The organism is Robbsia sp. KACC 23696 (assembly GCF_039852015.1).
Lineage (GTDB): Bacteria > Pseudomonadota > Gammaproteobacteria > Burkholderiales > Burkholderiaceae > Robbsia.
The window spans coordinates 2,464,392-2,477,903 of sequence record NZ_CP156626.1 but is presented as its reverse complement, the minus strand read 5'-3'; the positions used below and the strand labels follow the sequence as shown (position 1 = coordinate 2,477,903).

The 13,512-nt window shown below is 62.8% G+C and carries 12 protein-coding genes; 11 read left to right on the top strand and 1 reads right to left on the bottom strand.

The features are described from left to right. Positions 1-2 precede the first annotated feature (2 nt). From odhB to ABEG21_RS10360, 4 genes are all read left to right on the top strand, one after another. Positions 3-1,256, top strand: a complete 1,254-nt coding sequence (gene odhB / locus ABEG21_RS10375) for a 2-oxoglutarate dehydrogenase complex dihydrolipoyllysine-residue succinyltransferase (RefSeq protein WP_347554547.1) — start codon at positions 3-5, stop codon at positions 1,254-1,256. Positions 1,257-1,419: 163 nt separating this feature from the next. Then, on the top strand, positions 1,420-2,847 hold the full coding sequence (gene lpdA / locus ABEG21_RS10370; protein WP_347554546.1) for a dihydrolipoyl dehydrogenase: 1,428 nt from the start codon (positions 1,420-1,422) through the stop codon (positions 2,845-2,847). A gap of 169 nt (positions 2,848-3,016) precedes the next feature. Then, on the top strand, positions 3,017-4,114 hold the full coding sequence (gene zapE / locus ABEG21_RS10365; RefSeq protein WP_347554545.1) for a cell division protein ZapE: 1,098 nt from the start codon (positions 3,017-3,019) through the stop codon (positions 4,112-4,114). Between the two features lie 284 nt (positions 4,115-4,398). Further along, positions 4,399-5,319, top strand: a complete 921-nt coding sequence (locus ABEG21_RS10360; protein WP_347554544.1) for a transposase — start codon at positions 4,399-4,401, stop codon at positions 5,317-5,319. Between the two features lie 53 nt (positions 5,320-5,372). Here the strand turns inward: ABEG21_RS10360 and ABEG21_RS10355 are convergent, their stop codons facing one another. Continuing rightward, positions 5,373-5,771 (bottom strand): DUF2147 domain-containing protein, encoded by a 399-nt coding sequence (locus ABEG21_RS10355; protein WP_347556725.1) that lies wholly within the window; start codon positions 5,769-5,771, stop codon positions 5,373-5,375. 438 nt (positions 5,772-6,209) lie between these two features. Between ABEG21_RS10355 and ABEG21_RS10350 the strand changes: the two genes are divergently transcribed. The 7 genes from ABEG21_RS10350 to ABEG21_RS10320 all read left to right on the top strand — a co-directional run bounded on the left by ABEG21_RS10350 (position 6,210) and on the right by ABEG21_RS10320 (position 13,379). Then, positions 6,210-7,148, top strand: a complete 939-nt coding sequence (locus ABEG21_RS10350; RefSeq protein ID WP_347554543.1) for a glyoxylate/hydroxypyruvate reductase A — start codon at positions 6,210-6,212, stop codon at positions 7,146-7,148. Positions 7,149-7,411: 263 nt separating this feature from the next. Beyond that, positions 7,412-8,797, top strand: coding sequence for an amino acid permease (locus tag ABEG21_RS10345; RefSeq protein WP_347556724.1), 1,386 nt, complete (start codon positions 7,412-7,414; stop codon positions 8,795-8,797). Between the two features lie 106 nt (positions 8,798-8,903). Further along, a complete protein-coding gene (locus tag ABEG21_RS10340) occupies positions 8,904-9,119 on the top strand; it encodes a hypothetical protein (RefSeq protein WP_347554542.1) in 216 nt (71 codons plus the stop codon). A gap of 203 nt (positions 9,120-9,322) precedes the next feature. After that, positions 9,323-10,372 (top strand): LysR family transcriptional regulator, encoded by a 1,050-nt coding sequence (locus tag ABEG21_RS10335; protein ID WP_347554541.1) that lies wholly within the window; start codon positions 9,323-9,325, stop codon positions 10,370-10,372. Positions 10,373-10,471: 99 nt separating this feature from the next. Further along, entirely contained in the window at positions 10,472-11,371 is a 900-nt protein-coding gene (locus tag ABEG21_RS10330) for a dihydrodipicolinate synthase family protein (RefSeq protein ID WP_347554540.1), read from the top strand. 177 nt (positions 11,372-11,548) lie between these two features. Further along, on the top strand, positions 11,549-12,418 hold the full coding sequence (locus ABEG21_RS10325; RefSeq protein ID WP_347554539.1) for an ABC transporter substrate-binding protein: 870 nt from the start codon (positions 11,549-11,551) through the stop codon (positions 12,416-12,418). A 157-nt stretch (positions 12,419-12,575) separates the two neighbouring features. Further along, complete coding sequence (locus ABEG21_RS10320; protein WP_347554538.1) at positions 12,576-13,379, top strand: GntR family transcriptional regulator; 804 nt, start codon at positions 12,576-12,578, stop codon at positions 13,377-13,379. The last annotated feature ends 133 nt before the right edge of the window (positions 13,380-13,512 follow it).

Here is a 13,512-nt window from a genome sequence, read left to right as displayed (position 1 = left end):
TTATGGCTCTCAAAGATGTCTTAGTTCCCCAGTTTTCGGAATCGGTCGACGAAGGAACGTTGATCACGTGGAAGAAGAAGGCCGGTGACGCCGTCACGGCCGATGAAATCCTGATCGAGATTGAAACGGACAAGGTTGTCCTGGAAGTGCCGGCACCGGCATCGGGCGTATTGTCGGAAGTCCTGATCGGCGACGGCGAAACGGTGAAGTCCGAGCAAGTCCTGGCGAAGATCGACACGGAAGGCAAGGCAGGCGCCGCAGCACCGGCAGCCGCCGCAGCCGCACCGGAAGCGAAGCCCGCCGCCACGCCGGCACCGTCGCCGGCGGCACAGCCGGAAGCCGCACCGGCCTCGTCGTCGGGCCCGGCCTCGCCGGCTGCAGCAAAGATCCTCGCCGAGAAGGGCGTTCCGGAGTCGTCGGTCTCCGGCACCGGCCGTGACGGCCGCGTGACGAAGGGCGACGCGCTGTCCGCCCAAGCCGGTGCCGCGCCGAAGGCCGCACCCGCACCGTTGGCGCAGCCGAAGGCACCGGCCGGCGTCAGCGAAGCGCTGGACGGTCGCACCGAGCAACGTGTGCCGATGTCGCGTCTGCGTGCGCGTATCGCCGAGCGTCTGCTGCAATCGCAACAGACCAATGCGATCCTGACGACGTTCAACGAAGTGAACATGAAGCCCGTGATCGATCTGCGGAGCAAGTACAAGGATCACTTCGAGAAGGAACACGGCGTGAAGCTGGGCTTCATGTCCTTCTTCGTCAAGGCGGCAGTGCACGCGCTGAAGAAGTACCCGCTGGTCAATGCCTCGATCGATGGCAACGACATCGTCTATCACGGGTATTTCGACATCGGGATCGCGGTGGGTTCGCCGCGTGGTCTGGTGGTGCCGATCCTGCGCAATGCCGATCAGCTGAGCGTGGCGGACATCGAGAAGAAGATCGCCGAATTTGGTCAGAAGGCCAAGGAAGGCAAGTTGTCGATCGAAGACATGACCGGCGGTACGTTCTCGATCTCGAACGGCGGTGTGTTCGGCTCGATGCTGTCGACGCCGATCATCAACCCGCCGCAATCGGCCATCCTCGGCGTGCACGCGACGAAGGATCGTGCCGTCGTCGAAAACGGCCAGATCGTCATCCGTCCGATGAACTACCTCGCGCTGTCCTACGATCACCGCATCATCGACGGCCGCGAAGCGGTGCTGTCGTTGGTGGCGATGAAGGATGCGCTGGAAGATCCGGCGCGCCTGCTGCTCGACATCTGATCCGTCTGCGCGCACACGGTGCAGCGTCCCGGTCTCTACTCGTCAGCGGGTAGGTGCCGCGCGCATCGTGGCGACAGCGATTTTGCCCGGCAGCGGATGCCAGGCCCGCGCGCCGCGCGGACCTGCCGTGCCGGCTCCAAGGAAGAACACATAGAGGAGCGTTATGTCCCAGGAATTTGACGTCGTCGTCATCGGCGGCGGCCCCGGCGGTTACATCGCCGCGATCCGTGCGGCGCAGCTTGGCAAGAAGGTCGCCTGTATTGAAAAGTGGAAGAATCCCAAGGGCGAGCTGAAGTTGGGCGGTACCTGCCTGAACGTCGGCTGCATTCCGTCGAAGGCGCTGCTGGCCTCGTCGGAAGAATTCGAGAAGGCATCGCACCATCTGGGCGAGCATGGCATCAATGTGTCCGGCGTGTCGCTCGATCTGGCGACGCTGCATGGGCGTAAGGATGGCATCGTCGAGAAGATGACCAAGGGTATCGAGTTCCTGTTTCGCAAGAACAAGATCACTTGGCTGAAGGGGCATGGCACGTTCACCGGCAAGACCGATGCGGGCTATCAAATTCAAGTCAGCGGCGACAGCAACGAGTCGGTCTCGGCGAAGTACGTGATCATCGCCACCGGTTCGAAGGCGCGCCATCTGCCGACGCTCCCGGTCGACAACAAGATCGTCTCTGACAACGAAGGCGCGCTCGCGTTCGACAGCGTGCCGAAGAAGCTGGCCGTGATCGGCGCCGGCGTCATCGGTCTGGAGCTGGGTTCGGTCTGGCGTCGTCTGGGCGCCGATGTGACGATCCTGGAAGCGTTGCCGGCCTTCCTGGGCGCGGCGGACGATTCGCTGGCCAAGGAAGCGAGCAAGCAACTGACGAAGCAAGGCCTGAAGATCCATCTCGGTGTGAAGATCGGCGAAGTCAAGGCCGGCGACGCATCGGTGTCGATTGCCTACACGGACAGCGAAGGCAAGGAACAGACGCTGGAAGCGGACCGCTTGATCGTCTCGGTAGGCCGCGTGCCGAATACCGATAACCTGGGTCTGGAAGCGATTGGCCTGAAGGCGGATGAGCGCGGTTTCATTCCGGTGGATGCGCATTGCGCCACTTCCGCGCCGAACGTCTATGCGATCGGCGACGTGGTGCGTGGGCCGATGCTCGCGCACAAGGCCGAGGACGAAGGCGTCGCGGTCGCCGAGATCATCGACGGCCAGAAGCCGCATATCGACTACAACTGCATTCCGTGGGTGATCTACACGTCGCCGGAAATCGCTTGGGTCGGCAAGACCGAGAAGCAGTTGAAGAGCGAAGGCCGCGACGTCAAGGCAGGGCAGTTCCCCTTCATGGCCAACGGCCGTGCGCTGGGAATCGGGCAGTCCGACGGCTTCGTCAAGGTCATCGCCGATGCGAAGACCGACGAAATCCTGGGCGTGCATATCGTCGGCCCGAACGCCTCGGATCTGATCGCCGAGGCGGTCGTGGCGATGGAATTCAAGGCAGCTGCTGAAGATATCGGTCGTATCTGCCATCCGCACCCGTCGCTGTCCGAAGTGATGCGTGAGGCGGCGCTGGCCGTCGACAAGCGCGCGTTGAATATGTAAGAGACTTGCCCGCGGCCATGAAGCGGGCCGGCCGGGTAGCAGGAAGGCGGTCGGGCGAGATTCCCGACCGCCTTTTTTTCCGTCTGGACTACAATCCGGGCTGCATTTCACTCCGTCATCGACGCTGCAATCCGATGCAAACGAGCAGGACAAGACGAGTCTGGGGCCGATGAACGTCACCGAATACTACGAACACGTACTGCAGGAACGCGGCTATACGTCCGACGCGGCGCAACTCGCGGCGGTCGCCCGACTGCAGCGTTGCTACGACGACTGGGCCGCATACAAGGCGCAACGCGCGAATGCGTTCAAGCGCCTGGTGAACCGCCCGGCCATCCCGAAGGGGGTGTATATGTGGGGCGGCGTCGGACGCGGCAAGAGCTTTCTGATGGACAGCTTTTTTTCCGTCGTGCCGCTGACGCGCAAGACGCGTCTCCACTTTCACGAGTTCATGCGCGAAGTGCATCGCGAGCTTGAAACGTTGAAGGGACAGGCCGATCCGCTGGACGAACTGGCGCGTCGTATCGCCAAACGTTTCCGCTTGATCTGCTTCGACGAGTTTCATGTCTCCGATGTCGCCGATGCGATGATGCTGCACCGCCTGCTTGATCCCTTGTTCAAGCATGGCGTGCAGTTCGTGATGACGTCGAACTATCCGCCGGATGCGCTCTATCCCGATGGGCTGCATCGCGACCGTCTGCTGCCGGCGATCGCCTTGATCAAGGAAAAGCTCGATGTGATCAATGTCGATGCAGGCATCGATTATCGTCGCCGCACTTTATCGCAGGTGCAGGCGTATCACGTGCCGGCCGACGCGGCGGCCGATCATGCCATGCGCGACGCGTTCCAGAAATTGGCCGGCATGCCGGACGAGAGCCCGTTGTTGCATATCGAAAAGCGCGAGTTGAAGGCGCTTCGTCACGCCGGTGCCGTGGTCTGGTTCAACTTTGCAACGCTGTGTGGGGGGCCCCGCTCGCAGAACGACTATCTGGAACTCGCCACGCGATTTCATACGATCTTTCTGTCGGACGTCCCGCAAATGCCGCCGCGGATGGCCTCCGAGGCGCGCCGCTTCACCTGGCTGATCGACGTGCTGTACGATCATCGCGTCAAATTGATCATGTCCGCCGCGGTGCCGGCCGAGGATCTGTATCCGGATGGCCCGATGGCGAACGAATTTTCGCGAACGGTGTCGCGCATAACCGAGATGCAGTCGGAAGAATATCTGCAGTCGGAACGCCGCATCGTCGATACGTCACTGACCTGATTGGCATGGTGCCACCATCGGTACGGCAGCTTCCTCATTTTGTCTGCTCCGACCGTCCTATTTAAGGCGCCTGCCAACGTTCGGTAGGCGCATAAATCCGGTTTTTTGCCGAACTATGCGAAGCATTGTCGCCCCATCGGCATTTTCCGACGCATCCTATTTAAAAAAATTCGGTGTCCCGATAATGTTCTCCGAGCTGCACGGCGTGATGGACCTTTACAGGCCGTTACCCCGTCGTCAGCGCCGATACGTGCCGACTGTGCATGTGTATTTAGGAGACAGGGATGAAAGCGTTTCGCGAAATAACCGATCAGGAATGGGGTAGTGTCGAACCGTTGCTGCCAGAATGCCGGCCGCAATCGAACCGTGATCCGCGGGGGCGGCCGATGAAGAATCGGCGTGCCTGCATGAATGCGACGCTGTTCGTGATGTTCACCGGCGTCTCCTGGCAGATGCTGCCGCGTAAATATCCGTCGTATCAAACGTGTCATCGTTGCTTCAAGGCGTGGTATGACGCCGGCGTGATGCACAAGGTATCGACGGTATTGTTCGGCAATGACGCACCCTCCTTTCTGGCACTGGTGGCGGCGCGCGTCCGTATTGCGTTGCGCGAGACGCGCGGCGGCGTCGACCGCGCCGTGAAGCGCCCTTTAAAAAGTCCGGTGAAGAGCCCGCTCAAAGGGGCGTCGAAGGGACGCTTGAAAAAGACGCCAGGTGCGACGAAATTGGCCCACGTGCCGGCGCCGGCGCCGGTGTCGGCGTCGGCGTCGGAGAAGCCGCGCGCATCGACCAAGGCGGTCGGCGCGACGAAGGTGACAAAACGCGCGAAGGTCCTGCAAGCGCCTAAGACGCCGAAGGAAGCGATACCGGGCGTATCGCTGCGGCAGGCAGCGTTGACCAAGCAACCGTCCAAGGTGGTCGCGAAAGCCGATACGGCAAGTATGAAACGCGCAGTCAAGCCGAGCGCCGACAAACGCAGCACGCCGTCGGCGTCGCCTATCGTGGCGAGTGCGGCAGGCGGTACGAAGCGCGTCGTGGGAAGAGGGGCTGTGCCGCTGAAGGCACCGATGGCGGTGCGTGCAACGGCCGATACGGCGCGATCGCTGAAAGGGGCCGGCGCGCGCCCGGTGCCGTCGTCGAAGTCGGCGAAACCGGTGGTGCAGGCGGCGGGTGCCCGTCGTGCTTCAAAGGCGTTGGCCGCCTGAAAGGCCAAGCAGGGCTCGGTGCGGCAGCGGGGCGCCGCCGCACCTTTGGCAACTCAATGGGCGACCGCGTCGTCCCGAATCCACGTTTGGGAACGGCCGATCAGCGATATGCCGATATAACCCCGGACGACCAATTTCTTGCCGCCCTCGGCCAGCGTCATCTTGGCGCGGTACACCTTGCCGTTTTCCGGATCCAGGATCGTACCCTGATCCCAGGTTTCGCCATCGGCGTGCATCTTCTCGATGATGCGCAGGCCCTGAATCGGATGATCCTTGCGATCGCCGGTGCACTTGTCGCACCGCTTGTCCGGATTGGCGTCCTTATCCAAGACTTTCATGATCTCGCCCGACAGGGTTCCATCGGCATCCGTGTAAATACGGATCAATGCGCGTGGTTCGTGCGTTGTGTCATCAATGGTCTTCCAGTTCCCCACCGGCGTCATGGCTGGCATGGCGGCACCGGTCGCGGCCGACGTCGTGCTGGCGCCGGCCGTGTGCGTCTGGGCCTCCGCCGATATCATGGCCGCGGACAGACCGATCACGGCAACGGCGGAGGTGACGAGCCAGGCCAGCGAGCGGCGCGACTGGGCGACCGAACCGTCCGGTGCGTGCCGCTGGGCGGGAGACGTGCCGGCGCGCGCCGGACGGGGAATAGCAAAGATCGACGACATGCCAAATGCTCCTAAGGACGGGCAAACGTGTGAAAGCATACGGTATAACCGCCATGCGGCACAGGGAGCGCAGCGAGGATCGGTCTCCAAACAGCGATCGTTTGTCTGCGGAAATTGGCGCGGCTACACTGAAAGCGTGCCCGTTATCGCGGGCGACGCGTTGTGCCGACGCTTCGCGCGACGTTCGACGCGCCCCATGGACAAAGGAGAAAGAGGACGATGGTGTTGCTGGTGAAATCGGGTGGACCGGCGGCGTTGCCAGAGTGGCAGGCGCTGTTTGGGGAAGTCTTGCCGGACGTGACGGTGAAAGGCTGGGACGATGCCGACGTCGATCCGCTGTCGGTGCGCTATGTGCTCGTGTGGGAGCCGACGCAGGGCCGCATCGCGCAGTTTCCGAATCTGGAATTGGTGCTGAGCACGGCCGCGGGCGTCGATCACATCCTTGCCGATACGGCGCTGCCGACGCACCTCGACATCATTCGGATGGTGACCGAGGAAACGTCGACGCGGATGGCGGACTTCGTCACGATGGCCAGCTATGCTTTGCTGCGCGAGATGCCGCAGTTGGTGTCCGCGCAGCGCGAGGGCCGCTGGGACGAGGCGCGCCTGGGTGGCGTCGCCAAAGAGACGCCGGTGGCGATCCTCGGACTGGGCGAGCTGGGCAGTGTCGCCGCCGCCCGTCTCGCCGCCAATGGTTTCCCCGTTCTGGGATGGTCGCGCACGCAAAAGTCTTTGCCCGGGGTGGCGTGCCACAGCGGCGAAGCCGGCCTGGACCGCGTGCTGGCGCAGGCGCGTATCGTCGTCAATCTGTTGCCCGATACGGCGCAGACGAAGGACCTCTTCGGCGCGGCGCTGTTCGCGAAACTGCCGCGCGGCGCGAGCGTGATCAATGCCGGCCGGGGCGCGCAACTCGATACCGCGGCCCTGCTGGCGGCGCTCGACAGCGGGCAGGTGGGCGCGGCGATCCTCGACGTGTTCAAGGTCGAACCGCTGCCGCAGGACGACCCGCTGTGGCGTCACCCGCACGTCATCGTCACGCCGCATGTCGCCTCCGATGCGTCGCGCAAGGAGAAGGCGCGGCAAGCGGCGCTGAACATCCGCGCCCACCAGGCCGGCGCGGCGATCGTCCATCGCTTCGACCGCGCGCGCGGCTATTGAGCGGCGAAATCGGACAGTACCGCGCCGCCCCTGGCGCGGACTCAGCTTAATCTGAGTATTTAATCGTTCTCTTGCGCCCCCGCTGCGGGACAATAGCGGGATTTTGCGCACCGGTTTCACGTTGCGGTAAGGGCGTGGGTGCGCTGGCAAGGTAGCGCATGATGACGAATGGGCAGCACGCAGGGAACAAGGCGGGGACGGCGCGAGCCGATGATCGGGTTGGCACGCCTTTACGCGACGGCACGCAGGGCGATGCGGGGCCGATGGATCCCGGGGCGGCATCGATACCGACGCCGGCCCCGACGCCCGGACTGCATCGGGGCCTGAAGAACCGACATATCCAATTGATCGCTTTGGGCGGGGCCGTCGGAACGGGCCTGTTCCTCGGCATCGCGCAGTCGATCGCGCTGGCCGGACCGTCGGTGTTGCTGGGCTATGCGATTGCCGGATTGATCTCTTTTTTCATCATGCGGCAGTTGGCGGAAATGGTCGTCGACGAACCGGTGTCGGGCTCATTCAGTTACTTTGCCGGGAAATACTGCGGCAATCTGGCCGGTACGATCGCCGGCTGGAATTACTGGACCTTGTACGTGCTGGTCAGCATGGCCGAATTGAGCGCCGTCGGGGTCTATCTGCACTTTTGGTGGCCGCAATTGCCCACCTGGGTGGCGGCGGCCATCTGCTTTTTCCTGATCAACGGGCTGAACCTGTTGCAGGTGAAAGCCTTCGGTGAGGTGGAGTTCTGGTTCGCCTTGATCAAGGTGACCGTGATCGTGGCGATGATCGCTTTTGGCGGCTGGCTGCTCGTCAGCGGGCAGGGCGGCCCGCAGGCCGACGTCGCGAATCTCTGGCGTGACGGCGGTTTCTTCCCGCACGGCGTCGGTGGACTGGTCGCGGCGCTGGCCATCATCATCTTTTCCTTCGGTGGCCTGGAATTGGTCGGCATCACCGCGGCCGAAGCGGAGGATCCGGGTCGCAGTATTCCAAAAGCGACGAATCAGGTGATCTACCGCATCCTGCTGTTTTATGTCGGCGCACTCGGCATCCTGCTGTCGCTGTATCCCTGGCGTCAGGTCAGTGCTGGCGCCAGTCCCTTCGTCATGATTTTCAGTGCGCTGGGCAACCGCTATCTGGCCGATGTGCTGAATCTCGTCGTGTTGACCGCTGCGCTGTCGGTGTACAACAGTTGCGTTTATGCAAATAGCCGGATGCTGCATGGAATGGCCGGGCAGGGCCGCGCGCCGGCTTGGCTAGGCAAGGTCGATCGACGCGGCATTCCCTTGGCCGCCTTGGGCGTATCCGCCGGCGCGACGGCTATCTGTGTGGTGTTGAACTACGTGATGCCGGGCGAGGCGTTGTCCCTGCTGATGGCGCTGGTGGTATCGGCCTTGATGATCAACTGGGCCATGATCAGCGTCACGCACTGGCGTTTCCGACGGGCCAAGGCGGCGCGCGGCGAGCAGACGGCGTTCCGTAGCCTCGGTTATCCGATCACGAATCTCGTCTGCCTCGCATTTATGGTCCTGGTGCTCGTCGTGCTCTGGCGCGACGCCCAGACGCGGCTGTCGGTGTGGCTGATCCCGCTCTGGCTGGTGCTCCTGACGCTCGGTTATCGGATGGCGCGACGTCGGTCTGGACGCCGCAGCTGAGGAGAAGCCCGCTTGGCGCGCATGGGCAGCCCATCTGCGCTAACATGTTGCCGTGGCGGCTATGTGGCGCCTGTCGGGAAATAGGGCGGTAGGCCCGCAAAAATAGATGGAAAAACTTTTCATGTCGCGCAAGGCGGTCATTGCGTGGCTGATCGAAATTCGTCGCAAGGCATTCGATGACACCAATCCCATGCGGAACGGCTCGGCAAATGCCGACCTCGAAGCGCTGGATCGCCTGATCCTGGACGTGCGTGCCTCGCGAATCGATACCTTTGCCATGCGACACCCGCGTGAGTGTCAGGTGGTGATCGCGGCCGGCTGACGCCCGTCGTGAGCAGATGTGCCAACATGCGCCGATATCGGCGATCCATCGAATCGGTCATCTTATAATGACGTTAGCCACGACTACGATGCACGCCGCCAACCCGGGCGGCGCGGCGTAGCGGGGCACGCGGATGCGCGCGACGCCAGGGATGCCGCCTGTCCTGTCCGCGCCAACGCGCTGCGCATCGATCTCGGAACACTGTGAATCTCAAATTCCTGGAAACCTTCATCTGGGTTGCGAAACTGCGCAGCTTCAGTCTGGCGGCCGATAAGCTCCATTCGACGCAAGCCGCTATTTCGAGCCGGATCTCGGTGCTCGAACAGGAATTGGGCAATAAACTTTTTACCCGTGATCCGAAAGGCGTCAAGCTGACGCGTGCCGGCGAGCGCGTGCTGCTGCATGCTGAGCAGGTCGCCGAATCGATGACGCGACTGCGCGCCTCCCTGCACGACGAAAAGTGGGCTTTCGGTACCATCCGCGTGGGGGCGATGGACAGCGCCGTGCATTCCTGGTTCGTCGATTTCGTCGCGGACGTCATGGCGCATTATCCGAATCTCGATATCGAGGTGACATCGGATACCGCCTTGACGCTAAACGAGCAATTGCGCCGCGGCATGCTCGACATCGTCATCCAGACCGATATGTTGCGCGACGAGACGATCCGCAGCATGGAGCTGCTGCAACTGCCGGTCAGCTGGATCGCCGCCTCGCATAGTCCCGTCGTGTCCGATGTCGCCGCGTGGTCGCGCGGGACGAGCGCCGATGCGTCGGCCGATAGTTCGGAGACGGCGGATACCGCCGACGCCGCCGATACCGGCGCGCCGCCGCGTGCGCGCAAGCGTGCACCGACGGTGCCGCCCGATCCGACGGCCGGTCTGCGGATATTGGGCCGCGAGCGGCTTATCACGTATTCCCGTCACTCTCGCCCGCATCAGGATCTGCTGCGACTGATGCAGTCGTACGGCATCAGCGAGTCGCGCGTCAGTTGCGTCAATTCCGTTGCCGCGATGATTCAGCTGACGCAGGCGGGTTTTGGCGTCGCCGCAATGCCGCCGGTACTCGTGCAGAGCCGCTTGGAAAGCGGCGAGCTGCGCATCCTGGATGGGCTGACCGCGCCGCCGTCGCTGCCCTTTGTCATCGCCTGGCGTTCCGGCACGGACTGGACCGAGCGGTTGGTCGAGATCGCGCGCGAATCGGTGCGCAGCTATGCCGAAAAACTCGGTCCGGAACGGGTCACGCTGACGGTGTGACGCGCGGATCTGCATGCGGAGCATAATCTCCACTTGACGCGCGATATTTGTATACAAATGATATGCATATCATATGCATTTGTAGAGAGCGTTCGCACCATGGCCCATACCGCGTTTCAAGGCACCTATACGGTCCTGATCACCCCTTTCACCGAAGACGGCCGTCAGGTCGATGTCGCCGCATTGCGCAAGCTGGTGAACTGGCAGATCGAGGAAGGCATCCATGGGCTGATTCCGCTAGGCAGCACCGGCGAATTCCTGTCCTTGAAGGACGATGAGCGCATTCTGGTCGCCCAGACGGTGATCGATGCCGCTGCCGGGCGGGTCCCGGTCCTGCTCGGCACCGGCATGGAGTGGACCGATGACGCGGTGGCACGCTCCAAGGAGGCGCAGGAACTCGGTGCCGACGGCGTCATGGTCATCCCGCCGTTTTACAGCACGCCGACCGAGGACGAGCTGTTCGCGCACTATCGCGCGATCGGCGAGGCGATCGATTTGCCGATCATGATCTACAACAATCCCGCCACGGCCAATGTCGATATGAAGCCGGATCTGGTGTCGCGACTGTCGCGCATCGATAACGTTTGCTATATCAAGGAATCGACGTTGGAAGTGACCCGGGTGCGCGACATCGTCGAGGCCTGCGGGGATCGGATGACGGTGTTCGCCGGGATTCTTGGATACGAATCGATGTGCGTCGGCGCGCGCGGGTGGGTGGCGGTCTGTTCGAACCTGTTGCCGAAGATGTCCGCGGAATTATTCGAGCGCACCGCCATCGACAAGGATATCGATGCCGGGTTGGCGATCTACCGCAAGATGCTGCTGATCGTGCGGTGGGTCGGGGGACATCGCTATGTGGCGGCCTCGAAGGCGGGGCTGGATATGATGGGCTTGCCTTGCGGTATTCCGCGCGCGCCGCGGCTGCCGTTGCCGGAAGCGGATCGCGTCGCATTGCGCGCCGATCTCGATGCGTTGGGCGTGATCGGCACGCTGCGATAAGCGAAAAAACGCATGACCGGCCGGTGCTGAACGGGCGATAAGTGGACCTTCATCGGGCGGTACGCCGGCGATGAAAGGGCCTGATACGCCGGCTGAAACAGAAGTGGAGTAACGCCGTGCGCATGCGATGGCGCGGTTTTAAATATCGTAAGGAATCCTCTTCATAAGGAGCATGTGATGCAGCAGCGGGCACGGGGTGAAGTGGCAGGCCAGGTATTGCGCGTATCGCGTTGGGTGGTCAAGGGTGGCCTCGTCGCGGCGATCGGCATGATCGGCGTGGCAACGCAGGCTCAGGCAGCGTGTGTATCGGTGCCGACCGACGCATTGATCAAGCCGGGCATCTTGGTCATGGCGACCAATCCGACGCTGCCGCCGCTGCAGTATGTGGACGGTCAGGGAGCGCTGAAGGGGATGCGCATCGAACTGGGCGCGGAGATCGCCAAACGTCTGTGCCTGAAGCCGGAATACGTGAAGATCGATTTCGACGCGATGGTGCCGGGTTTGCAGTCGGGGCGCTGGGATGTCATCAACACCGGCATTTTCGTCACCGACGCGCGTAAGAAGATGATGCAGATGATCCCTTACGAAAACCAGGCGATCAGCCTGTCCACGTCCAAGGGCAATCCGTTGAAGATCGCCAAGCTCGACGATCTGTCGGGTAAGACCGTCGGTGTGGAAATCGGCGGGTTCGAGGAGGCGCAGGCACGTCAGATGATCAAGGATATGCAGGGTCGCGGCTTGACGCCGTTCACGCTGCGGACCTTCGACTCCTACGGCGTCGCCTATCAGGCGCTGGCGGCGAAGCAGGTGGATGCCGTGGTGTCGATCGACGCGGTGGCCGGCGGCTATCAGCAGAAGGACGGCTTCACGCGTGCCCTCAGTGGCATTGCGCCGACCCCGGTGGCGCTCGCCGCCAAGCAGGCCGCCTTGGCCGCCGCCATCACGAAGGTATTGGACGAGATGCAGCAGGACGGCAGCTATGCGAAGTTGTTCGCACGCTACGGCATGCAGCCGTTCACGACGCCGATCGCCATCGCGCAGCCCTGACGCGCGGCGCGGCCTGCGCTTTTCCCTCGATGGGCGCACCATCGAGCACACCACCGATCGCGAACCCACGCATCTGCGGCACAATGTCGGCATGCAGATGGCGGCAAACGAGCAATGACAATAGCGGGCGGCGATGGGTGGACGGGAAGGGGCGACAATGGTGAAGCGGCAAGCAGCGCAGGCGCAGGACGCGTCTGACGGGACGGCGCGGCGTGCTGCGTCACGCACGCCGCGTATTCCCAAAATGACGCGTGCCGGCGGCGGCGCGCCCGAGGTCGCGGACGGGCCGGCGGATCAGGATCTCGACAGCTCCGCCGGCCCGCTGGGCGCGATCGGGCGCATCAGCCTGAGCGAACGCGCCTATCGTCAACTGCGCGACATGATCCTCGATCGGCAGCTCGCATCGGGCGATCTGCTCAACGAACAGCGCGTGGCGGATCGATTGGCGATGTCGCGTACGCCGATCCGCGAAGCCTTGCTGCGCTTGACCGGTGAAGGCCTGCTGATTCGTGCCGGCGCCCGCAGTTTCTCGGTACGAACCGTCTCGTCACGGACGTTTTTCGAAAGCATGCGCGTGCGGGAAACGTTGGAAGCGCAGGCGATCGAATGGAGCGTCCAGCGTCTGAGCATCGAGACGCTGGACGACCTCGAAGCGCGTGTTCACGCGATCGAGCATCTGCCGCACGCGGCCGCCGCGCATCGGGAGGTCGACGACCTGTTGCATCGGACCCTCGCCGAGGCGTCCGGCAACGCCGTTCTCGTACAGATGATTCTGGACATGCGGCTCAATGCGCGACTTTTTCGCGTCAGCAGCACGCTGCACCGACAGCAGGAAAATCATATCGAGCACCTCGCCATCCTGGCAGCATTACGTGCGCGCGATGCCGCCGGCGCGCGCCATGCGATGGTGCAGCATATCCGTGGCCTGCAAGACGATGTGATTCACGCAATCACGGGCTGAGGGGCACGGTGGCGACGCCACAAGGCGTGGCTGTATTGTTTTGTAACATTCTGTATAATCCCGCCGGTTTTCCTGCACTATCTTTTGATCTGCGCGCCTGCGCGCATGCGATAGTGTGCGGGGGAACCGCGAC